Genomic DNA, 21,353 nt, shown 5'->3' with positions numbered 1-21,353 from the left:
ACGATCGACGCCGCCTACGCGAAGCGCCTGCCGTCGTCGCCGGAGAACGCGGCGAAGCAGATCCCGATCGACCTCGACTGGTACATCAAGAACGAGGCGCGGGCCGCCGAGCTCTACCAGAACATGCTGACCGAGTAGCCGCGCGCCGCGGCCCGGTGGCCATGAAACCGCGCTCCGGCGCCGGGACCGCGACCGGGGCCGCGGCGGTCCCGATCACGATCCGCGCGCTGCGCAAGACCTACGGCGCGCAGGTCGCGCTCGACAGCGTCGACCTCGATGTCGCGAGCGGAGAGTTCCTGACGCTGCTCGGGCCGTCCGGTTCGGGCAAGACGACGCTGCTCATGGCGCTCGCGGGATTCCTGCGGCCCGACGGGGGCAGCCTGCGCTTCGGGGACACCGAGGTGATCCGCACGCCGCCGCACAAGCGCGACGTCGGGATGGTGTTCCAGAACTACGCGCTCTTCCCGCACCTCGATGTCGCCGGCAACGTCGCCTATCCGCTGAAGCTCCGCAAGGTGCCCGCCGCGGAGGTCGCGCGCCGGGTGGACGGCGCGCTCGCGACGGTCAAGCTGGAGGGCTACGGGGCGCGCCGCGTCCACGAACTCTCCGGCGGGCAGCGCCAGCGCGTCGCGCTCGCGCGCGCCATCGTGTTCGAGCCGCGCATCGTGCTGATGGACGAGCCGCTCTCCGCGCTCGACCGCCAGTTGCGCGAGCTGATGCAGATCGAGCTCCGCCAGCTGCACGACAAGCTCGGCACGACCACGATCTACGTCACCCACGACCAGCGCGAGGCGCTGACGATGTCGGACCGCATCGCGGTGATCGCGGGCGGGCGCGTAATGCAGATCGACACGCCGCAGCGGCTCTACGACCACCCGACGAGCCGCTTCGTCGCCGAGTTCATCGGCGAATCGACGCTCCTCGACGTCGACACGCGCGACGGCGGATGCCGCTGCGCGGGCGTCCCGATCAGGACGGCGGCTCCGGTCCCCGTCGGGCGCGCGCTGCTCCTCATGCTGCGTCCCGAACGGGTGCGCGTCGGCGACGCCGAGCGCCGCGACGGCCACAACGCGCTCGAGGCGCGCGTGACCGACGTGATCTACCAGGGCGACACCTTCCTCGTGCAGGCCGCGCTCGCCGACGGCAGCCGCATCGCCGCCCGCGGCATCGCGAGCGGCGGGGCGCTCGACCGCGTGCCGCCGGTGGGCGAGGTCGCGACCTTCGGATTCTCCGCCGAGGACGCCGTCCTGATCCCGCGCGACGGCGCCTGAAGCGATGGCGACCGGGGCCGCCAGTGCCGACGGGCATGCGCGGGGCCTGCGCCGCGACGAACTCGTCGAGCGCCTGGCGCTCCTCTCGCTCGGCGGACCTGCGCTATTGCTCGTGCTGGTCACGATGGTGCTGCCGATCGCGTGGCTGTTCGGGCTGAGCCTCCAGGCCGACGACGGCAGCCTGTCGCTCGTGCACTACCGCCGGCTCGTCGAGCAGCCGGCGTACGCCCGGATCTTCGTCACGACGTTCAAGGTGAGCTTCCTCACGACCGCAATCTGCATCGCGCTCGGCTACCCGCTCGCCTACGTGCTCGCGCAGTTGCCGCGGCGGACCGCGAACCTGCTCCTGATCGCGGTGATGCTGCCGTTCTGGACCTCGCTCCTGGTGCGCACCTACGCGTGGCTCGTGCTCCTGCAGCGCGGCGGACTCGTCAACCAGTGGGGCATGGCGCTCGGCCTGTGGAGCGAGCCGCTCCCGCTGGTCAACAACCTGTTCGGCACGCTGGTGGGCATGGTGCACATCATGCTGCCGCTCCTCGTGCTGCCGGTGCTGGGCTCGATGCGCGCGATCGACCGCGACTGCCTGAAGGCCGCGGCGAACCTCGGGGCGTCGCCGGTGCGCGCGTTCTGGACGGTGTTCTTCCCGCTCTCGCTGCCGGGGCTCGCGGCCGGCTCGTTGATCGTGTTCGTCATCTGCCTGGGCTTCTACGTCACCCCGGCCGTGCTGGGCGGCGGGAAGGTCATCATGGTGTCGAACCAGATCGCGAGCGACATCGAGCTGTTCTTCAACTGGGGCGCCGCGAGTTCGCTCGGCGTGGTGCTGCTCGTGCTGACCGTCTTCTTCCTGTGGGTGGCGTCGAAATTCTCGCGCCTGCCCGGGATGGCCGGCGAGGCGGGGCGATGAGCTGGCTCGACGCTCCGGCATCGGAGACGCAGATCACCCACCGCTCGCGGACGTGGCTCTACGTCCTCGCGGCGCTGGTGCTCGCGTTCCTCGTCGTCCCGACGCTGATCGTGGTCCCGATGTCGTTCTCCGGCAGCCAGTACCTCGAGTTCCCGCCGCGGCAGTGGTCGCTGCGCTGGTACGAGAACTACTTCGCGTCGCGCGCCTGGCGGCAGGCGACCGTCACGTCGTTCGAGGCCGCGGCGCTCACGTCGGTGATCGCGACGGTGCTGGGCACGCTCGCCGCGTACGGTCTCGCGGCGTCGCGCTTCAAGGCGGCGAAGGCGGTCCGGGTGCTGCTCATCACGCCGATGATCGTCCCGGTGATCCTGATCGCGGTCGCGGTGTTCTACGTCTACGTGAAGGTGAAGCTCAACAACTCGCTCGCCGGACTCGTGCTCGCGCACAGCATGCTCGCGCTGCCGCTGGTGCTGATCGTGGTGACCTCGGCGCTGCGCCAGTTCGACGCCAACCAGGAGATGGTCGCGCGAAGCCTCGGCGCATCGCGGCCGCGGGCGTTCCTCACCGTCACCCTGCCGCAGATCCGGTTCGCCGTGGTGTCCGGCGCGCTGCTGTCGTTCCTGACGTCGTTCGACGAGGTGATCCTCGCGCTCTTCGTGAGCGGCGGCGCCAATTCGACCTTGACGCGCAACATGTTCCTCGCGCTGCGCGACCAGATCGACCCGACGATCGCCGCGATCTCGACGATCATGATCGTCGTGACCACGGTGCTGTTCGCCGCCTCGCAGTTCTTCGGACGGCGCGCGGACGACTGACCGCCCGGGCCCTCCGCGGGAACGATCAGAGGGCGAGCGCGCCGCTCGCGAGCGCGTAGAGCGCGACGATCGCCGCCGCGACGAGGACACCGCACAGCAACGCCTCGCGCGCGGTGAAGAGCGCGAGGCCGCGCTCGCGGCGCGCCATGACGTAGAGCAGCGCGCCGGGCGCGTACAACAGGGCCGACAGCAGCACGAGCTTCACGCCGCCGGCCGCGATCATCAGCACGGCGTAGGCGGTCGCGAGGACCGCACGGACGAGGTCGGTGCGGCGGCGGCCGCGTTCCCCACCATAGGTCTCGCCGGTCCACGCGAGCTTGAGTCCGAAGCCGGCGACGAGCAGGTAGGGGATGAGCATCATCGCGCTCGTCATCTTGAGCGCGAGCGTGAACGCGTGCTCGGCGACCCAGGCGACCAGCAGGAACGCCTGGATCGCCACGCTCGTGCACCACAGGGCGGCGGCGGGCACCTTCGCCTCGTTCTCCCGCGCGACGAACGACGGCATCGTGCCGGTCCGGCCCGCGGAATGCAGGACTTCCGAGGCGAGCAGCGGCCACGAGAGGAAATTGCCGAGCACCGCCACCAGCAGGCCGACGCTGACGAACACCAGCCCCCACGGACCCACGATCGCGGCCATCACGCCGGCCATCGACGGCTGCGGCAGCGCGGCCAGGTCCTCGCGCGGCAGGACTCCGAACGAGGTCATCGTGACCAGGACCAGCAGCGCGAGCGTTCCGACGAACCCCAGCACGGTCGCCGCACCGACGTCCGACCGGTCGCGCGCGTAGCGCGAATAGACGCTCGCGCCTTCGATGCCGATGAACACGAACACGGTGATGATGAGCGTATCGCGTGCCTGCCGCGCGACGGTTCCAGCGCCGGGTGGCGCGCCGCCCCAGAGGTTCAGCGAGAACGCATCGGCCCGGAAGGCCGCGACCGCGACGAGGATGAAGATGCCGATCGGCACGATCTTCGCCACCGTGGCGATCGTGTTGAGCGCGACCGCCTGGCGCACGCCGCGCAACACCAGGGCATGGACGCCCCACAGGAGCGCGGACGCCGCCGCGATCGCGACCGTCGTGCTGCCGTCGCCGAACGCCGGGAAGAACTGTCCGAGCGTCGCCTTGATCAGGATGAGGCAGGACGTGCCCGCGAGGCAGCAGCCGATCCAGTATCCCAGCGCCGCATTGAAGCCGAGGTAGGGGCCGAAGCCCTCGTCGGCGTAGCCGTAGATGCCTGCGTCGATGTCCGGACGACGCGCCGCGAGCGCCTGGAACACGAACGCCAGCATCAGCATGCCGCCGCCCGCGATCGCCCAGGCGAGGAGCGCGCCCAGGGCGCCGGTGGTCCGGCCGAACGCGCCCGGCAGCGTGAAGATGCCCGCGCCGATCATCGTGCCGACGACGAGCCCGGTCAGGGCGGCCCGCGACAGCTTCGCGTCCCCGGAACCGGTCATGGCGTGGCCGCGGGGTCAGCGGGTCGCGGCCAGCACGACGAACAGGACGGTGATCGCGACGAGCGCGATGCCCGCCACCGGCCAGCGCCGCAGGAACGCATCGGCGCCTTCGAACCCGCGGCCGATCGGCAGCCACGCCGCGCGCCACGCGCCCGCGGGCGCGGATTCGTCCGCGCGGCGCGCGAATCCCGCGGCCAGCAGCGCGCCGGCGCCGACGATCGCGACCGTCGACAGCAGTTCCTTCGCCGAGAACGCGCTCGACAGGAGGCCGTCGGGCAGCGGCCCCAGCGTCGCGAACGCGAGCACGAACGACAACGCGGCGAGCGCGAGCGTCGCGGCCGCCTGCCAGCGGTTGGTCGGAGCCGCGATCTCGAACGGTACCGAGGGCCGCGCGAGCGTCCGGGCGACGAAGAGGACCACGTACGCCGCGGTGAGCGCGCCGCCGCCTTGCAGCAGCGCCGTCCACCACCACTGGCCGCTCGCGCCGGCGGCGTCGAGCAGGAGTTTCTTCGCGACGTACGCACCCGAGGGCACGATGCCCATCAGCGCGACGCCTCCGAGGGCGAACGCGAGGACGGCGGCGGGCGCCGCCCGCGCCGCACCGGCGAAGTCCGTGATCCGGTCGTGGCCGAGCGTCGCGTAGATCATGCCGGCGGCCATGAACATCGCGGCCTTGGCCGTGGCGTGCGACACCGCCTGCAGGATGCCGGCGGTCATCGCGTCTCCGCGCACGATGGCGCCGGTCGCGGAATCGAGCGCGAGCGGGAACATCAGGAACAGGTAGCCGATCTGCGCGACGGTCGAGTAGGCGACGAGGAGCTTCAGTCGCACCTGCCGCAGCGCGACCACGTTGCCCACGACGATCGCGCCGGCGCCGAGGGCCGCGAGGAATTGCGCGGCGGCCGGGCCGGGCAGTGCCGGCAGCGCGTCGAACCACAGCCGGACGACGATGAAGAACGACCCCTTGACGACGAGCGCGGACAGCACGGCGCTCGCGGCCGGCGGCGCGCCCGCATGCGCGGGCGGCAGCCACAGGTGCAGCGGGAACAGCGCGGTCTTGGCGAGCAGGCCCGCGGTCATCGCGCCGAGCGCGACGAACGTCGCGGGCGCGGCCCGCGCCCGCTCGGCGAGCATCGCGATGTCGAGCGTGCCGGTCTCGCCGTAGAGGAGCACGGCGCCGAGCAGGTAGAGGATCGACCCGGCGAGCGCGAACACCAGGTAGCGGAGCGCCGCGCGCAGCGTCTCGGCCTTGCCGTCGAGGCAGACGAGCGGCACGCCGGCGAAGGTCACGAGTTCGAGCGCGACGTAGAGCGTGAAGAGGTCGCCCGACAGGAAGCAGAGGTTGAGCGAGCCCCAGACGGCGAGGAGCAGCAGCCAGTAGACGGTCGGCGCGCGCTCCTCCGGCGCCCCCCGGGGCGCCGCGAAGCTGCCGCTCGCGTAGAGGCCGACGCCGGTGATGACGACCGCGACCGCGATGAGCATCGCGATCGCCGCGCCGTCGGCGCGCAGCGCAATGCCGAGCGGGGGCGCCCAGCCGCCGAGCGCGTAGGCGAGCGGCGCGCCGGCCTGCGTCGCGTGCGCGCCGATGGCGACGGCGATTCCCAGTCCCGCAACGATCGTGACGGCGGCGGCGCGCTGCACGTTGCGCGCCCCGAGCACGAGCGCGAGCATCATCCCGAGGAACGGGGCGAGCACCGCGGCGGGCAGCAGCAGGCCGCCGGGGGTTCCGGGCGTCGCGGCGAGGTTCATGCCGCTGGGTCCTTCCGCGCAGGCGGATCGGCGGCGAGCGATGTCGTGCCGGAGTTCTCGTGGAGGCGCAGGAGCAGGGTGACCGCGAGCGCGGTCGCCGCGAACGCGACGACGATGCCGGTGATGAGGAGCGCCTGCGGTACCGGGTCGCCGGTGCCTGCAGCGACGCCGCCGCGTTTCGCGACGACGCCGAACAGCAGGAACACGCCATTGCCGACCAGATTGAACGCGACGAGCTTGCGCAAGGGCTGCGGATTGACGATGAATCCGTACAGGCCGACCGTGATGAGCGCGGCGGCGACGAGACCGAGGATCGTGGCGCCGCTCATCGGCCGTCCTCCGGTCGTTCGGGCGCGCCGGCCATGATGAGCCCGAGCGTGAACGCGAGCGACGGCATCAGCGCGAACTCGATGACGAGGATCATCGGCTTCGCTGCGGCCTCGGGATAGGCGAGGAACGCGCCGGCGGTGACGATGCCCAGCACGCCGACGGCGAGGAACGCGATCGGGCCTGCGACCAGCAGTGCGCGAACGCCGCGGCGGGCGGTCGGCGGGGCATCGGCGAGCCCGGCGAGCATCGCGAGCAGCCACATCGCGGCGACGATCGTCGCGCCCTGGAACTTGCCGCCCGGGTGATCGGCGCCGATCCAGAAGATGAAGACGCCGACGACGATGCCGATCGGCGGAAGCACGCGCGCGATGAAGGCGAGGATGCCGTCGGGATCGGCGTCGTAGCGCGGACCCGGCCGGCCGCCCCAGGCCCGGTCGGGCGCGAGCGACCAGATGCCTATGAGTGCCAGCAGCACGACGATGGCCTCGAGCATCGTGTCCATCGCGCGAAAGGCCATCAGCACCGCGGTGATCGGATTGCCCACGCCGGTCGCAGCGAGGTTCGCGGCGGTCGCAGGTGCGAGCGTCGGCGCGGGATCGGGCAGCGTCAGGACGGCGAGCGCGACCCCGCCGCCCACGACGCCGGCCACGAGGCCGGCCGCGAGCTTGACGGCGAGCCGCGGGGTCTCCGCGCGCGAAGCGGCCTCGGTGGCCTTGAGCCGGTGCGAGGCGCGCACGAGGAGGAGCGAAGTGAGTCCCGCGCCGACCGCCGCTTCGGTGAGCGCGACGTCGACGGCGTGGAGTTGCACCCAGGTGATCGTCACGGCGATGCCGAAGGCGAGGAATCCCACGGTCGCGGCGAACGTGCCGCGCACGACGGTCGTGTAGACGGCGAGGGCGAGGATCAGGAACGCCGGCGCGGCGTAGAAGACATCGACGATCATGACGCGGGGGGCCTCCGGCGGCCCGCGCCACGCCGCGCCGCGCGTGCGATCAACTGGCCGGCGTCCGCGCTCGACAGCATCACGATGATCCAGATCGCGAGGAGCTTCAGTGCATCGGCGATGCTGCCGACCTGCGGGAGGAGGCCCAGCACGATCAGGCCGAGTCCCAGGTTGTCCGCCTTGGTGAGCGCGTGCAGCCGGGTGAGCGCATCGGGAAAGCGCAGCAGGCCGGCCGAGCCCGCGAGGTAGAAGAACGCGCCGGCGGCGACCGCGACGCAGGTCAGGACGTCGAGCGCGGCGCTCATCGGTCGGCGTCCTCGCCGTCGGACGGCGGCGCGAAGGTCACGAAGGCGATCGAGGCGAACGCCGAGAGCACCGCGAGCGTGAGCGACACGTCGATGACCGACAGGTCGCCGATGCCGATGCCGCCCAGCAGCAGGGCGCCGATGCCGCCGCTCGCCAGGAGCTGCGCCGCCATCATCCGGTCGGCGTCGCCCGGGCCGCGCAGCACGCGCACGAGTCCGAGCGCCGTCATCGCGAACACGAACCCGGCGGCGGCGAGCAGGAACTCACCCATGGGCGGCATCCGGGGCGAGCGCCGCGGCGAGGCGGCGTTCCTCCTCGGCGAGCTGAGCGACGACCGGCTGTTCGACGTCGAGGCAGTGGAACTCGATCGCGTCGGCGTGCTCGCCGCAGGGGAGCGTGCCCGGCATCAGACTCGTGATCGTCGCGAAGGCGTTGCGGGCGTGGCCGCGCGGCAGCGCGCTCCGGTAGTCGACGAAGCCGGTCGCGAGCGGCAGGTTCGGTGCGAGAGCGCGGCGGGCGACGTCGACGCCGGCGACGATCGACTGCCAGAGGAAGCGCGGGATCCCGGCGAGCAGCGGAACGAAGCGGACGCCTCCGCGCTGCGGCGGGAGCAGCGCGAGACTTGCCGCGGTGGCGAGGCCCGAGGCGATCACGCCGACCGCGAGGTCGCCCGGCGCGAGGCTCGGCAGCAGCACGAGCCAGAGGGCGAGAAACGCGGCGCCACGCTGCGCCGCCGTCGCAACGGAGCCTCCGCGCGCGCTCACGTCGATGCGGCCGGTGCGGCGACCACGCGCACCTCCATCGCGCCCAGTCGGTCGAAGAGCCGGGCCTCGCGCAGGATCGGCCACCAGTCGTAGAAGAAGATCTCGATCGGGCGCCACAGCGCGACCCAGCCGCCGATCACCAAGCTCTCCTTGACGATCGTCGCGTAGCTCTCCTTCGAGAAATGGCCGACGAGGATCTCGGCGGTGACGAAGGCGATCGCGAGGAACGCGAGGCCGATCGCGAGGCTGATGCGCCCGTCGCGGAACAGGCGTTTCAGGTCACGGCGCGCCGCCACCGCGCGATCACGGAAGTAGGAGTGAAGCGCGTCGCGCAGGATCGATGCGGTGGCCGGCGTCGCGAGTTCGGGCCGGAGATGCACGACGAGCGCCAGCGGTCCGCGCGCGGGGGCCTCGCGGCCCCAGTCGACGATGTAGGCCTCGGCCGCCGGGTCGAGGTCGCGCTCGCGGAACGGCGCCGGATCCATCATGTTGAAGAGTTGGCGCGACTCCTGCAGGTGCAGGTCGAGCGTCGCCACCGCGGGCGGCGGTACATCCGCGGACCGGGCGGCTGCGTCGGAGGATGCGGCCATCCGGTCCCGTCGCGCGTTCAGGCCGCCTCAGCCGCCGCCGCGCCCTTCTTCGCGTCCTCGCGGCCGAACAGCGTGATGTAGAGCACCGGCAGCAGGATCAGCGTCAGTAGCGAGGCCACGAGCAGCCCGCCCATGATCGCGATCGCCATCGGTCCCCAGAAGATCGTCGGCGCGATCGGAATGAGGCCGAGCACGGTCGAGATCGCGGTCAGCACGAGCGGCGTCAGGCGGTCCTTCGCGGCCGCGTAGACCGAGTCGACGACGCTCTTGCCGGCCTCGCGCTCCGCCTCGATCGACACGATCAGGATCACCGCGTTCTTCGCGATCATGCCGATCAGCGCGAGAATGCCGAGGATCGCGACGAAGCCGAGCGGCCGCTGGAAGACGAGCAGTGCGCCCACCACGCCGATCAGGCCGAGCGGGAGGATGGCGACCACCATCGCGAGCCGCCGGAAGCTCGTGAGCAGGATCATCATGAACGTGAGCATCAGCAGGATCATGATCGGCACGACCGAGAACACGTTGGCCGACGAGTCGTTGCTGCTCTCGTAGATGCCGCCGGTCTCGATCCGGTAGGGGCGCGGCAGCTTCGCCTGGTAGGCGTCCAGCGCCGGCTTCAATGCGACCACCACCGACTCGGGCAGCACGCCGTGCGCGACGTCCGCGCGCACCGTCAGCGTGGGCACGCGGTCGCGCCGCCAGACCAGCGGAAACTCCTGCTCCTCGGAGAATCGGGCGAACTGCGACAGCGGGACCATGCGTCCGGTGGGCGTCGCGACCGCCAGCGTCGACAGGTTCTCGAACGAGGCGCGCTCGCCCTCGGTCGCGCGCGCCACGACGTTGACGAGGTAGATGTCGTCGCGCACCTGGGTGATCGTCGTGCCGGCGACCGCGGCGTTCATCATCGCGGCGATCGCGCCCGAACTCACGCCGAGCCGCCGCGCCTCGTCCTGGTCGATCTGGACGCGCACCTGCCGCGCGGGCTCCATCCAGTCGTAGTTGACGTTGCGCACGCGGGTGTCGCCGGCGAGGATCTGCGCGACATTCTCCGAGATCCGGCGGATCTCGTCCTTGTCGGGACCGACGATCCGGTACTGGATCGGCCAGCCGACCGGCGGACCCATCTCGAGGGGCGAGACGCGCGCCACGACCGCCGGGAACTCGACCGCGAGCTTCTCCTCGAGCTGGGCCTGCAGGCGCTCGCGCGCCTCGATGCTCTTCGCGATCACGACGATCTGCGAGAAGAACGGATTGGCGAGGTGGACCGACAGCGGCAGGTAGAAGCGGATCGCGCCGCGCCCGACCCAGGTGCTGTAGCGCTCGACGTCCGGGTTGCCGTCGAGCAGCGCCTCGACGCGCTTCGCGACGTCTTCGCTCGCGTGGATCGACGCGTTCTGGCGCAGCGTCAGGTCGACCAGCAGCTCGGGCCGGTCGGAGGACGGGAAGAACTGGCGCGGCACGAGCGGCAGCGCGAGCATCGCCGCGACGAACGCTCCGACGGTGATGCCGATCGTGATCCAGCGGAAGCGGATCGCCGCGCCGAGGAACGCCGCGTAGCCGGACACGAGCTTGCTCGGCTTGTCGTCGGCCTTCTTCTCCGGGGCCTTGAGGATCGCCTTCCCGAGGATCGGTCCCAGGATCACCGCGACGAGCCAGGAGGCGATCAGCGCGATCGCGACCACGCCGAACAGCGACGACAGAACCTCGCTCGCGCCGCCGGGCGCGAAGCCGACCGGCACGAAGCTCGCGATCGTGACCAGCGTGCCGATCAGCATCGGCGCCGCGAGCGTCCGGTAGGCGAACGATGCCGCGTCGTCCTTGGAGTCGCCGGCCTTGAGGCGCCGAAGCATCGCGTCGACCGTGGTCATCGCGTCGTCGACGAGCAGCGTCAGCGCGATGATGAGCGCGCCGAGCGACACGCGCTGCAGCGCGATGTGCCGCAGGTCCATCACGGTGAACACGAGCGCCAGCGTGATCGGGATCGCCAGCGCGACGATGATGCCGGGGCGCACGCCGAGGCTCAGGAAGCTGCAGACGAGGATGATGGCGATCGCCTGCCACAGCGACAGCAGGAAGTCGTTGATCGCGTGGTCGACGATCGACGACTGGTCGGCGACGAGGACCGGCTCGATGCCCACCGGCAGCGCCGCCTTGACGTCGGCCATCGCCTCGCGGATGTTCGCGCCCAGCGCGAGGATGTCGCCGCGATCGCGCATCGCGATCGCGAGTCCGATCGCCGGCTTGCCGTTGACGCGGAACATCGGCGTCGGCGGGTCCACCGTGCCGCGCCGGACCTTGGCGATGTCGCCCAGCCGGTAGATGCGGTCGCCCGAGCGGAACGTCACCGCCTCGATGTCGCGCTCGTTGTCGAAGGCGCCGCTGACGCGAAGGTACACGCGCTCGCTGCCGGTCTGGATGACGCCCGCCGGACGCAGTACGTTCTGCGCCTGCAGCGTCCCGATGATCGTGCTGAAATCGAGCCGCAGGCTCGCGAGCGTCGCGGTCGAGAACTCGAGGAAGATGCGCTCGTCCTGCGCGCCGACGATCTCGATCTTCGCGACGTCGGGCACCTGCAGGAGCTTCGAGCGGGCGGCCTCGACGTAGTCGCGCAGCTCGCGGAACGTGAACCCGTCCGCGGTGAAGCCGTAGATGATGCCGAAGGTGTCGCCGAAGTCGTCGTTGAAGAACGGGCCGATCACGCCCTGGGGGAGCGTGAGGCGCATGTCGGAGATGTTCCGGCGCACCCGGTACCAGACGTCGGGGATGTCGGCGGTGTCGGTCGTGTCGTCGAGATCGACGAAGATCGTCGTCTGGCCGGCCGTCGTGTAGCTCCGCACGACGTCGAACTTGTGCGTCTCCTGCAGCGTGCGCTCGAGGCGCTCGGTCACCTGCGAGAGCGTGTCCTCGACGGTCGCGCCCGGCCACGCCGCCGCGACGATCATCGTGCGGACGGTGAACGGGGGATCCTCGTCGCGGCCGAGCTTCTCGAACGCGAAGTAGCCGGCGGCCACCACGATGATCGTCAGGAAGACGATCAGCGACGGCCGCTTGAGCGACCACGCCGAGAGATTCGGGCCGATCACGGTTGCGCCTTGAGAATGCTCACCTTCTGGCCGGGGCGCAGCGCCTGCACGCCGGCGGTGACGATCACGTCACCGGGGGCGAGGCCCGAGGCCACCTCGACGCGGTTGGGGTCCGACGAGCGGATCTCGATCGTCCGCGCCGCGACCGTGCCGGTCTTCGGGTCGACGACCCAGACCGCGGCCTGCCGATCCGAGCGGACCACCGCGGAGGGCGGGATCTCGATCACTTCGGTGGCGGCGAGCGTGAGGCGGCCGGTGATGGTCGAGCCCAGGCTCATCTGCGCGGGGGGGCTGGGGAGCCTCGCGCGGATGCGGAACGTGCCGGTGAGCGGATCGGCGCGTGGCGAGATCTCGCGGACCAGCGCCTGCGCGGTGATCTCGGGATCGGAGGTGAGCGCGACGGCGATCGGCGTCTTGAGCGCGAGCGCGGCCTTGGCGCGCGGCGGCGCGTCGAACACCGCGTCGCGGGCGCCGTCGCGCGCGACCTGCACGATCATCTGCCCGGCGCCGACCACCTCGCCCGGCTCGGCGCCCTGGGCGGTGACCACGCCCGCGACGTCCGCGACCAGCCGGGTGTCGTCCACGCGCGTCTGCGCGAGCGTCACCTGCGAATTCGCGGACTCCACGGCAGAGTCGGCGGCGCGGGCGGCGGTCTGTGCCGACTCGAACTGCGCCTGCGACACCGCGCGCTCCTTCACCAGATCGCGCATCCGGACGTACATGCTCTGCGCCTCGGTCTGCCGGGCGATCGCCGCGTCGCGCTGCGCGCGGGCGGCGAGGAGGCTCGTCTGCTCGTTCTGCTGGTCGAGGCGGGCGATCGGCTGGCCCGGATGAATCGTGTCGCCGATGCTGACGCTGCGCTCGACCAGGCGTCCGCCGATGCGGAACGCCTGGTTGATCTCGGTCTGGGCCTGCACCGTGCCGTTGAGCGCGACGACGTCGCCGGCGAGCGCCTTGGTGATGGTCAGCGCGCGGACCGGCCGGACCTCGGGCGGGCGCGGCTCCTCGGCGCGCTGGCACGCGGCGAGCACGGCGAGTGCGGCGAGCATCGGCAATGCGAGGGATCGGGGGCCGATTCGCCGCTGGGCGAGACGGATCATGGGATGACTCCGTGGGATAGGAACGGACGGCGGCGCGCCGGGACGCCGTTGCATCGACGGTGCGCCTCGGCAAGGCCGAGTGCGCAATGATAGTGCATTCCGGAATTTCCCTCGCCGGAGGCGGCCGCAGCTACCGGCCCGTCGCGGGTCCGTCGGGTGCCTCGGGGGCCTGCGGCGAGACCGCGGTGCGCGGCATGCGGAACCCGATGGCCGCGAAGGCGATCGCGACGAGCGGACTCACCATGTTGAAGATCGCCCAGGGCGCGTAGCTCACCGTCGCGACGCCGAGCGTGACCGCCATGTAGGCGCCGCAGCTGTTCCACGGGATCAGGGCGCCCGTCGGCGTCGCCGTGTCGCCGATCGTGCGCGACAGCACGGTCGGCGCGTAGCCGCGCTTCTCGAACGCGCCCTTGAACATGCGCCCGGGCAGGACGACGGCCATGTACTGGTCGGCGGTGGCGATGTTGGTCGCGATGGCCGCGCCGACCAGGCTCGCGACCAGCGCGACCGCGGACTTCGCGGCGGCGATCACCGGCGCCATCAGGCGCTCGAGCGCGCCCATCTTCTCGATGACGCCGCCGAAGGCGAGCGCGACGATGATGAGCCACACGGTGTCGAGCATGCGCTCCATGCCGCCGCGCGTGACCAGCGTGTCGATCGCCGCGATGCCGGAGGCGTGGTGGTAGCCGGAGGCGAGCGCGAGCCAGACGCCCTTGATCTGGACGATCCAGCCGGGCACGCCATCGCGGGCGGCGGCGAACGCGGCCACGCGCTCGGGCGCGAGGATCACCGCGATCACTCCGCCGACCAGCGCGCCGGCGAAGATGGTCGTGAACGGCGGCACCTTGAACAGCGCGAGCGCCACGACGACGGCGAGCGGCGCGAAGTGCCACGGCGTGACGTGGAAGATGGCGTCGATCTGCGCGAGCTTCGCGTTGCCCTGGTAGTCGACGTCGGTGCCCATCGTCCAGAACACGGCCAGCGCGATCGCGACCGCGACGGCCGAACTGATCGCCGTCTCCTTGATGTGCGCGTAGAGGTCGGCGCCCGCCGTCGCGGCCGAGAGGTTGGCGGTGTCGGACAGCGGCGACGACTTGTCGCCGAAGTACGAGCCGGAGATGACGGCGCCCGCGGTGATCGCCGGATCGAGGTTCATGCTCGCGGCGATCCCCATGAGCCCGATGCCGATCGTGCCGACGACGGTCCAGGAGCTGCCGATCGCGAACGACACGATCGCGCAGATGAGCACCGTCGTGGCGTAGAAGTAGTGCGGGTTGAGGATCTGGAGGCCGTAGTAGACCATCGCCGCCAGCGTGCCGGAGAGCGCCCAGGTGCCGATCAGCGCTCCGACCGCGAACAGGATGAAGATCGCGCCCATGCCCGAGCCGACGCTCGCGATCGCGGCGTCGCGGAGCGTGTCCATCGACTGGCCGCGACGGCGCGCGACGGAGAGCGCGATCACCGTCGCGACCACGAGCGCGACCTGGTTCGGGCCCTTGGCGCCCGCGTCGCCGAACAGGTAGAACGACAGCGCGACGAGCAGGATCAGGCTGGCGATCGGAATCAGCGCTTCGCCGAGCGACAGCGGTTCGGCGGGCGCGGCGGGCGTGGGAGGCTGGGCGCTCATGGCGGTGCAAGGGAGGATGCCGGGGAAACGGCGAGGTCGCCATGGTACGCGCCGCTCACGCCGTGGTCGCGGTGCGAAGCGGATGCGCCGCGCACGATCGTGCGCGGCGCGAGGTCGTGCGAACGGCGCCGGGGCTCCGCCCCTCCCCCGGCGCCGGAGCGTGCGTCAGAAGTCGACCGGGTCGCGGATGATCGGGCAGGTCATGCAGTGCCCGCCGCCGCGGCCCCGTCCGAGTTCCGCGCCGACGATCGTGATCACTTCGATGCCGGCCTTGCGCAGCAGCGTGTTGGTGTAGGTGTTGCGGTCGTAGGCGTAGACGACGCCCGGCGACGCGCACACGAGGTTCGCGCCGCTGTCCCATTGCGTGCGCTCGCGCTGGTAGTCGGTGCCGCCGGCTTCGACGACCCGGAGCTTCTTCAGGCCCAGCGACTCGGCGACGACGTCGACGAACGGCTTCTTCTCGGCGCGGAACTCGATCCCGCTCGCGTGGCTGCTCGGGTAGTACGAGAACGTCGTCGTCTTCGCGAGAAAGTCGGGCGCCAGCAGCACGCAGTCGCGGTCGGCGAAGGTGAACACGGTGTCGAGGTGCATCGCGGCGCGGATCTTCGGGATCGCCGCGACGATCACGCGGCTCGCCGCCTTCTTCTTGAACAGCGCCGCCGCGAGCTGGCTGATCGCCTGGCGCGACGTGCGTTCGCTCATCCCGATCAGCACGACGCCCTTGCCGATCGGCATCACGTCGCCGCCTTCGAGCGTGGCGAGGCCGTGGTCCTCCTGGGGATCGCCCCACCAGACGTTGACCTTGCCGGCGAAGTCGGGGTGGAACTTGTAGATCGCCGTGGTGAGGATCGTCTCCTCGTGCCGGGCCGGCCAGTAGAGCGGGTTCAGCGTCACGCCGCCGTAGATCCAGCAGGTGGTGTCGCGGGTGTAGAGCGTGTTGGGCACCGGCGTGAGCAGGTACTCGGTGCCCGCCGCGGCCTCCTTGACCACCTGCAGCGCCTTGCCGCCGACCGATTCGGGAAACTCGTGGATCGACAGGCCGCCGATCATCGTCTCCGCGAGGTCGCGATCCGAGAGCCCCTCGAGGTAGCTCCGCAGTTCGTCGATGAAGCCCAGCCCCACCTGGTTGGGGACGATCTGGTGGTCGAGGAGCCACTTCTTGCCTTCCGGCACGGCGACCGTCTCGGCGAGCAGGTTGTGCATCTCGACCACGTCGATGCCGCGGTCGCGCATCTTCTGCACGAAGTCGAAGTGGTCGCGCTTGGCGTTCTCGACCCAAAGCACGTCGTCGAACAGGAGCTGGTCGCAGTTCGACGGCGTGAGGCGTTGATGCGCGCGGCCGGGCGCGCAGACCATCACCTTGCGCAGCTGGCCGACTTCGGAATGGACGCCGAACTTGACTTCCTTTGCGTTTGCCATGTGCTTTCCTCTCTCGCCTCTCGAATGGAGCCGCTCAGATCTCGATGGTGCCGGTCGCGAGCCAATAGACTCCGACGACGGCGCCGATCATCGCGACGACGAAGATGACCCAGTCGGTGGTCTTGGTGAACACCGGCAGGTTCTGCTCGCGCCGCGACCAGTAGTAGAGGATCGTGCCCGGGCCGTAGAGGACGGCGGAAAGCACGACGAACTTCATGCCCGCGGCATACACCAGGAACGCCGTGTAGAAGGTGGCGACGATCGCGATCCACAGGTCCCGCGTGCGGCCCTCCGGGTTCCTGTCGTAGGTCTCGCCGCGCGCGACCAGCATCCACCCGTAGCCGGCGCACAGCAGGAACGGGATCAGCGACACCGCCGCGGTCAGGTCGAGCATCAGGTTGAACGCGTCGCGCGACCAGTAGGTCGTGATCACGATCACCTGCACGATGATGTTGGTGAGCCACAGGGCGGCGACCGGGACCTTGTTGGCGTTCTCCTTCGCGAACACGCTCGGCATGTCCTTGTTGCGCGCGGCGGCGGAGAGCACCTCGGCGCAGATCAGCGTCCACGCGAGGTAGGCGCCCAGCACCGAGACGATCACGCCGATGCTGATGAACCACCGCCCCCAGGGGCCGACGACGGCCTCGAGCACGCCGGCCATCGACGGCGCCGTCTGGCCGGCGATGTCGGCGCGCTGCAACACCGCGTAGGGCAGCAGCGTCACCAGGACCATGAGCGAGGTGACGATGATGAAGCCGGTGATCGTGGCGAAGCCGATGTCGCTGCGCTCCTTCGCGAAGCGCGAGTACACGCTCGCACCTTCGATGCCCAGGAACACGAACACCGTGACGAGCATCGTCGCCTTGACCTGCTCGAACACGCCGTTGGTGAGGTCGCCGCCGTACAGGTTGTAGCGGAAGAGGTCGGCCTTGAAGGCGAAGATCAGGATCAGGATGAAGGTCAGGATCGGAACCACCTTGGCGATGGTCACGATCTTGTTGATGGCGGCCGCCTGCTGCGTGCCGCGCAGGATCAGGAAGTGGAAGAGCCAGATGCCGATCGAGGCCACGACGATCGCCGTGACCGTGTTGCCGTCGCCGAAGACCGGGAAGAAGGCGCCGAGCGTGGACTTGATCAGCACCCAGTACGAGACGTTGCCGATGCAACTGCCGATCCAGTAGCCGAACGCCGAAAGGAAGCCCGGATACTCGCCGAAGCCTTCCTTGGCGTAGGCGAACACGCCGGCGTCGAGGTCGGGCTTGCGCTCGCCCAGGAACTGGAACACGCGCGCCAGCATGTACATGCCGGTGCCGGCGATCGCCCACGCGATGATCGCGCCGATCGGACCGGTCACGCCGCCGAACCGCGACGGCAGCGCGAAGATGCCCGCCCCCACCATGCCGCCGACCACCATCGCGAGCAGCGCGGTGCGGGAGATTTTCTGGTCCGTCGAAGCCATGTCGATTCCTCCTGAGGCTGCTCGCCGGCGCACCGGCCAACGGTGGAGCAGGTTTGTCGGGCTGCCGAATTCGTCGTTGTTGTTCGTCGAGCGGTCGATGCGTCTGGCCCGCGGTCCTCTGCAGACTTCGCACGGGGAGAGTGCGCCAGATGCATTCGATCGTTCTTGTTCGGCGCGCGATGCAGTCTAACCTCGGAGTTCGGGATCGACAACCCGCCGCGCATGATCGGAAATTGCTGGATACCTGAAGCATTCGATGCGGTTCCGCGGACGCGGCGTCGCGCGCGATTTGTCCGTGGCACGCGCCGCGCTGCGTCGCCGCCTGGGGATGGTGGGCGATGATTCGGCGCGGCGCCATCGCGGGACGGTCCGCGGATGGACGCGCTTCGGCCGGTTGCGCACTCGCACCCGAAGCGAGCATGCGCAACGCGTGCGTCGAGCCCGCGCGATCTGCGGCGACGCGACACCCGATCGTCGCTCCGGCGCGACCATGACAGTCCTCCGGGGCGACTTCGTGCTCGAGCGTTCGCCCGCGCCGGGTGCCCCGGGATTTCCCTTGTCGGTCTCCGAGACGCGACGGCATGTCGGCCGGTGGCGGCCATCCGGCCTGCCGGCCGGCGGCGGGCCGATTGCCATCGGGAGGACCGGCCCGGATAATGACGGGCCCCCGGGGAAACACCCGGACCGCCGGACGAACTGCCAGCAGCCACGATGGCCGACGACTTCATCCTCGAAACCCGCGGACTGACCAGGGAGTTCAAGGGTTTCGTCGCCGTGAAGGACGTCGATCTCCGCGTGCGGCGGGGTTCGATCCATGCGCTGATCGGCCCCAACGGCGCCGGCAAGACGACCTGCTTCAACCTGCTCACGCACTTCCTGACGCCCACGCGCGGCGCGATCCGCTGCAACGGGCGCGACATCACCGGCGCGATCTTCGTGGTCTGCGTGCTCGCGTTCCGGCGCGGCATCGTCGGCGAGCTGGCCGCATGGCGGGCGAAGCGGCGCGGTTGATCGTCCTCGTCGCGGCCTGCGCTGCCGCATCGTACGGGCACGCGCAGGAATTCGTCGTCCGCGGCGGCTGCCGCGACGGATCGCCGCACGGCATCTACGAACTCGCGAACGCCGGCGGCCGCGTTCGTGCCATCGGCGCGTTCAACCTAGGCAAGCGCACGAGTTCCTTCCTGTTCTGGTCCCCGGTCGGGGTGCGCGTCGCGCAGATTCCCTACGACGAGGGCGTGGTCAGCGGCACGGTGGCGCTGTGGTACGCGAACGCGCCGCCGGGCGGCGACGCGCCATGGAAACTCCAGGCATCGTTCTCGAACGGGGCGCTCGACGGACCGAAACGGTCGTGGTTCCCCGACGGCCGGTTGCGCGGCGACTACCAGTACCGGCGGGGAACGCTCGTCGCGGCGAAGGCGTGGACTTCCGCCGGTGCGCCGTTGTCCGAAGTCGCGGCCCGCGCCCAGGCCGTGAAGGATCTCGACGACGACGCCCGCACCTACGCCGCGCTCGACGCCGTCGTGAACGCGCACCTGCCGCACTGCGCAGGCGAGACCGGCACGATCCCGCAGTAGGCGGGACGCGCGGCGAACCTCCGGTTCCGGAACGCTGCGCGACGGCCGACCTCTTCCGACCTCGAGCCCCGGCCGCCGTGCTCGTCTTCGTCATCCGCAGGAGCCTCCAGAGCGTCGTCGTGCTGCTGGCGATGTCGGTCATCGTCTTCGTCGGCGTCTACGCGATCGGCAATCCGGTCGACATCCTGATCAACCCGCAGGCCGACCAGATCGAGCGCGAACGGGCGATCGCAGCCCTCGGGCTCGACAAGCCGCTGTGGGAGCAGTACCTGGTGTTCCTCGAGGGCGCGGCGACCGGCGACCTCGGCCGTTCGTTCGTGCACTCGACGCCGGCGCTGGGGCTCATCGTCGAGAAGATGCCGGCGACGCTCGAACTCGCGGCCGGCGCGATGCTGATCGCGATCGTCGTCGGCATTCCGCTCGGGCTGTGGGCCGGACTCAAGCCGAACGCGCCGTCGGGGCGCGCGATCATGGCGGGCTCGATCCTCGGCTTCTCGCTGCCGACGTTCTGGGTCGGGCTCATGCTGATCATGGTGTTCTCGGTGATGCTGGGCTGGCTGCCGTCGAACGGGCGGGGCGCCACCGTCGACGTGCTCGGCGTGCCGCTGTCGTTCCTCACGCTCGACGGCCTCGCGCATCTCGCGATGCCGGCGACGAACCTCGCGCTCTTCAACGTCGCGCTCCTGATCCGCCTCACCCGCTCGGGCGCGCACGAGGCGCTCCTGCAGGACTACGTGAAGTTCGCGCGCGCCAAGGGCCTGTCGAACCGGCGCGTGATCGGCGTGCACGTGCTGCGGAACATCCTGATCCCGATCGTCACGGTGATCGGCCTGCAGTTCGGCGCGCTGATCGCCTTCGCGATCGTCACCGAGAGCGTGTTCGCGTGGCCCGGCATGGGCAAGCTCCTGATCGACTCGATCAACCTGCTCGACCGGCCGGTCATCGTGGCCTACCTGCTCGTGATCGTCACGCTGTTCATCGTCATCAACCTCGCGGTCGACATCCTGTACTCGGCGCTCGACCCGCGCGTGCGCCTGTCGGACGGCACGCCGTGAGCACGGCGCGCGCCGCGGCAACGGCCCGGGACGCGGCGAACTCGCCGTTCCGCCGCTTCGTCGACGACTATTTCGCCAACCCGGTCGCGACCTTCGGCTTCGCGCTGCTGTGCCTGATCGTGGTCCTCGCGGTCCTCGCGCCGCTGGTCTCGCCGCAGAACCCCTACGACCTCGCGCAGATCGACGTGACCGACAGCCGCCTGCCGCCGGGGGCGACCTCCGCGACCGGCGCGACCTTCTGGCTCGGCACCGACGACCAGGGGCGCGACATGCTTTCGGCGATCTTCTACGGCCTGCGGATCTCGCTCTCGGTCGGCGTCGTGAGCACGCTCCTCGCGCTCGCCATCGGGCTCGCGGCGGGACTCTCCGCCGCGTACCTCGGCGGCCGCCTCGAGGCGATCGTCATGCGCGTCGTCGACATCCAGCTCTCGTTTCCGGCGATCCTGATCGCGCTGATCCTGATCGCGGTCCTGGGGCAGGGGACCGGCAAGGTGATCGCCGCATTGGTCACCGTCCAGTGGGCGTACTACGCGCGCACCGTGCGCGCGGCGGCGCTGGTCGAGAAGCGCCGCGAGTACATCGAGGCGGCGCGCTGCCTCGCGCTGCCGCCGGCGCGCATCGTGTTCCGTCACCTCCTGCCCAACTGCCTGCCGCCGCTGATCGTGGTGGCGACCGTGCAGGTGGCCGCCGCGATCGCGCTCGAGGCGACGCTGTCGTTCCTCGGCCTGGGCTTGCCGATCACCGAACCTTCGCTCGGCCTCCTGATCGCCAACGGCTACCAGTACCTGCTCTCGGGCAAGTACTGGATCAGCTTCTTCCCCGGCCTCGCGCTGCTCGCGACGATCGTCGCGATCAACCTGGTCGCCGACCAGCTCCGCGACGTGCTGAACCCGAGGCTGCAGAAGTGA

General features: G+C 70.5%; 20 protein-coding genes and 1 pseudogene. 8 read left to right on the top strand and 13 right to left on the bottom strand.

Annotated elements, in window-relative coordinates; genetic code table 11:
• From HS109_19905 to HS109_19890, 4 genes are all read left to right on the top strand, one after another.
• A partial coding sequence (locus tag HS109_19905) for an ABC transporter substrate-binding protein (GenBank protein MBE7524611.1) occupies positions 1 to 138 on the top strand: 138 nt, incomplete at its 5' end.
• Positions 139 to 161: 23 nt separating this feature from the next.
• Positions 162 to 1,271 carry an ABC transporter ATP-binding protein gene (locus HS109_19900; protein ID MBE7524610.1) on the top strand — a complete coding sequence of 370 codons (1,110 nt, stop codon included), beginning with the start codon at positions 162 to 164 and terminating at the stop codon, positions 1,269 to 1,271.
• Between the two features lie 4 nt (positions 1,272 to 1,275).
• Entirely contained in the window at positions 1,276 to 2,175 is a 900-nt protein-coding gene (locus tag HS109_19895) for an ABC transporter permease (protein MBE7524609.1), read from the top strand.
• On the top strand, positions 2,172 to 2,990 hold the full coding sequence (locus HS109_19890; GenBank protein MBE7524608.1) for an ABC transporter permease: 819 nt from the start codon (positions 2,172 to 2,174) through the stop codon (positions 2,988 to 2,990). Before HS109_19895 ends, HS109_19890 begins: the two co-directional genes overlap by 4 nt.
• 25 nt (positions 2,991 to 3,015) lie before the next feature.
• Here the strand turns inward: HS109_19890 and HS109_19885 are convergent, their stop codons facing one another.
• From HS109_19885 to HS109_19825, 13 genes are all read right to left on the bottom strand, one after another.
• The gene (locus tag HS109_19885) at positions 3,016 to 4,446 is read right to left on the bottom strand and encodes an amino acid permease (protein ID MBE7524607.1); all 1,431 of its coding nucleotides are present in this window, start codon (positions 4,444 to 4,446) and stop codon (positions 3,016 to 3,018) included.
• Positions 4,447 to 4,461: 15 nt separating this feature from the next.
• Positions 4,462 to 6,195, bottom strand: a complete 1,734-nt coding sequence (locus tag HS109_19880; GenBank protein MBE7524606.1) for an NADH-quinone oxidoreductase subunit J — start codon at positions 6,193 to 6,195, stop codon at positions 4,462 to 4,464.
• Positions 6,192 to 6,524, bottom strand: a complete 333-nt coding sequence (locus HS109_19875) for an NADH-quinone oxidoreductase subunit K (GenBank protein ID MBE7524605.1) — start codon at positions 6,522 to 6,524, stop codon at positions 6,192 to 6,194. The genes HS109_19880 and HS109_19875 overlap by 4 nt, the downstream gene beginning before the upstream one ends.
• Positions 6,521 to 7,468, bottom strand: coding sequence for a DUF4040 domain-containing protein (locus HS109_19870; protein MBE7524604.1), 948 nt, complete (start codon positions 7,466 to 7,468; stop codon positions 6,521 to 6,523). The genes HS109_19875 and HS109_19870 overlap by 4 nt, the downstream gene beginning before the upstream one ends.
• Positions 7,465 to 7,773, bottom strand: coding sequence for a monovalent cation/H(+) antiporter subunit G (locus tag HS109_19865; GenBank protein ID MBE7524603.1), 309 nt, complete (start codon positions 7,771 to 7,773; stop codon positions 7,465 to 7,467). Before HS109_19865 ends, HS109_19870 begins: the two co-directional genes overlap by 4 nt.
• Positions 7,770 to 8,045, bottom strand: coding sequence for a multiple resistance and pH regulation protein F (locus tag HS109_19860; protein MBE7524602.1), 276 nt, complete (start codon positions 8,043 to 8,045; stop codon positions 7,770 to 7,772). The genes HS109_19865 and HS109_19860 overlap by 4 nt, the downstream gene beginning before the upstream one ends.
• A complete protein-coding gene (locus tag HS109_19855) occupies positions 8,038 to 8,544 on the bottom strand; it encodes a Na+/H+ antiporter subunit E (GenBank protein MBE7524601.1) in 507 nt (168 codons plus the stop codon). The genes HS109_19860 and HS109_19855 overlap by 8 nt, the downstream gene beginning before the upstream one ends.
• Positions 8,535 to 9,026 carry a hypothetical protein gene (locus HS109_19850; GenBank protein ID MBE7524600.1) on the bottom strand — a complete coding sequence of 164 codons (492 nt, stop codon included), beginning with the start codon at positions 9,024 to 9,026 and terminating at the stop codon, positions 8,535 to 8,537. The genes HS109_19855 and HS109_19850 overlap by 10 nt, the downstream gene beginning before the upstream one ends.
• Before the next feature lie 119 nt (positions 9,027 to 9,145).
• On the bottom strand, positions 9,146 to 12,211 hold the full coding sequence (locus tag HS109_19845) for an efflux RND transporter permease subunit (protein MBE7524599.1): 3,066 nt from the start codon (positions 12,209 to 12,211) through the stop codon (positions 9,146 to 9,148).
• Entirely contained in the window at positions 12,208 to 13,311 is a 1,104-nt protein-coding gene (locus tag HS109_19840; GenBank protein MBE7524598.1) for an efflux RND transporter periplasmic adaptor subunit, read from the bottom strand. Before HS109_19840 ends, HS109_19845 begins: the two co-directional genes overlap by 4 nt.
• 130 nt (positions 13,312 to 13,441) lie before the next feature.
• The gene (locus tag HS109_19835) at positions 13,442 to 14,938 is read right to left on the bottom strand and encodes a Na+/H+ antiporter NhaC (protein MBE7524597.1); all 1,497 of its coding nucleotides are present in this window, start codon (positions 14,936 to 14,938) and stop codon (positions 13,442 to 13,444) included.
• A 165-nt stretch (positions 14,939 to 15,103) separates the two neighbouring features.
• Positions 15,104 to 16,357 (bottom strand): arginine deiminase, encoded by a 1,254-nt coding sequence (arcA, locus tag HS109_19830; protein MBE7524596.1) that lies wholly within the window; start codon positions 16,355 to 16,357, stop codon positions 15,104 to 15,106.
• 34 nt (positions 16,358 to 16,391) lie between these two features.
• Positions 16,392 to 17,816 (bottom strand): amino acid permease, encoded by a 1,425-nt coding sequence (locus HS109_19825; GenBank protein MBE7524595.1) that lies wholly within the window; start codon positions 17,814 to 17,816, stop codon positions 16,392 to 16,394.
• Positions 17,817 to 18,527: 711 nt separating this feature from the next.
• Here HS109_19825 and HS109_19820 point away from each other — a divergent pair.
• The 4 genes and pseudogenes from HS109_19820 to HS109_19805 all read left to right on the top strand — a co-directional run bounded on the left by HS109_19820 (position 18,528) and on the right by HS109_19805 (position 21,353).
• Positions 18,528 to 18,743: pseudogene (locus HS109_19820) on the top strand (ATP-binding cassette domain-containing protein).
• A 59-nt stretch (positions 18,744 to 18,802) separates the two neighbouring features.
• Entirely contained in the window at positions 18,803 to 19,390 is a 588-nt protein-coding gene (locus HS109_19815) for a hypothetical protein (GenBank protein MBE7524594.1), read from the top strand.
• Positions 19,391 to 19,467: 77 nt separating this feature from the next.
• Positions 19,468 to 20,445 (top strand): ABC transporter permease, encoded by a 978-nt coding sequence (locus HS109_19810; GenBank protein MBE7524593.1) that lies wholly within the window; start codon positions 19,468 to 19,470, stop codon positions 20,443 to 20,445.
• Positions 20,442 to 21,353, top strand: coding sequence for an ABC transporter permease (locus HS109_19805; protein ID MBE7524592.1), 912 nt, complete (start codon positions 20,442 to 20,444; stop codon positions 21,351 to 21,353). Before HS109_19810 ends, HS109_19805 begins: the two co-directional genes overlap by 4 nt.

It is taken from the genome of Burkholderiales bacterium, assembly GCA_015075645.1.
Taxonomy (GTDB): Bacteria; Pseudomonadota; Gammaproteobacteria; order Burkholderiales; family Casimicrobiaceae; genus VBCG01.
The sequence above is the reverse complement of the archived record's forward strand: the minus strand, read 5'-3'. Positions and strand labels throughout refer to the sequence as shown.

Bases quoted from the DNA above. Each gene is read 5' to 3' on its own strand.
- HS109_19900 (MBE7524610.1), top strand. From the start codon at position 162: ATGAAACCGCGCTCCGGCGCCGGGACCGCGACCGGGGCCGCGGCGGTC.
- HS109_19890 (MBE7524608.1), top strand. From the start codon at position 2,172: ATGAGCTGGCTCGACGCTCCGGCATCGGAGACGCAGATCACCCACCGC.
- HS109_19885 (MBE7524607.1), bottom strand. From the start codon at position 4,446: ATGACCGGTTCCGGGGACGCGAAGCTGTCGCGGGCCGCCCTGACCGGG.
- HS109_19825 (MBE7524595.1), bottom strand. From the start codon at position 17,816: ATGGCTTCGACGGACCAGAAAATCTCCCGCACCGCGCTGCTCGCGATG.
- HS109_19840 (MBE7524598.1), bottom strand. From the start codon at position 13,311: ATGATCCGTCTCGCCCAGCGGCGAATCGGCCCCCGATCCCTCGCATTG.
- arcA (MBE7524596.1), bottom strand. From the start codon at position 16,357: ATGGCAAACGCAAAGGAAGTCAAGTTCGGCGTCCATTCCGAAGTCGGC.
- HS109_19865 (MBE7524603.1), bottom strand. From the start codon at position 7,773: ATGAGCGCCGCGCTCGACGTCCTGACCTGCGTCGCGGTCGCCGCCGGC.
- HS109_19835 (MBE7524597.1), bottom strand. From the start codon at position 14,938: ATGAGCGCCCAGCCTCCCACGCCCGCCGCGCCCGCCGAACCGCTGTCG.
- HS109_19875 (MBE7524605.1), bottom strand. From the start codon at position 6,524: ATGAGCGGCGCCACGATCCTCGGTCTCGTCGCCGCCGCGCTCATCACG.
- HS109_19870 (MBE7524604.1), bottom strand. From the start codon at position 7,468: ATGATCGTCGATGTCTTCTACGCCGCGCCGGCGTTCCTGATCCTCGCC.
- HS109_19860 (MBE7524602.1), bottom strand. From the start codon at position 8,045: ATGGGTGAGTTCCTGCTCGCCGCCGCCGGGTTCGTGTTCGCGATGACG.
- HS109_19815 (MBE7524594.1), top strand. From the start codon at position 18,803: ATGGCGGGCGAAGCGGCGCGGTTGATCGTCCTCGTCGCGGCCTGCGCT.
- HS109_19850 (MBE7524600.1), bottom strand. From the start codon at position 9,026: ATGATGGATCCGGCGCCGTTCCGCGAGCGCGACCTCGACCCGGCGGCC.
- HS109_19895 (MBE7524609.1), top strand. From the start codon at position 1,276: ATGGCGACCGGGGCCGCCAGTGCCGACGGGCATGCGCGGGGCCTGCGC.
- HS109_19880 (MBE7524606.1), bottom strand. From the start codon at position 6,195: ATGAACCTCGCCGCGACGCCCGGAACCCCCGGCGGCCTGCTGCTGCCC.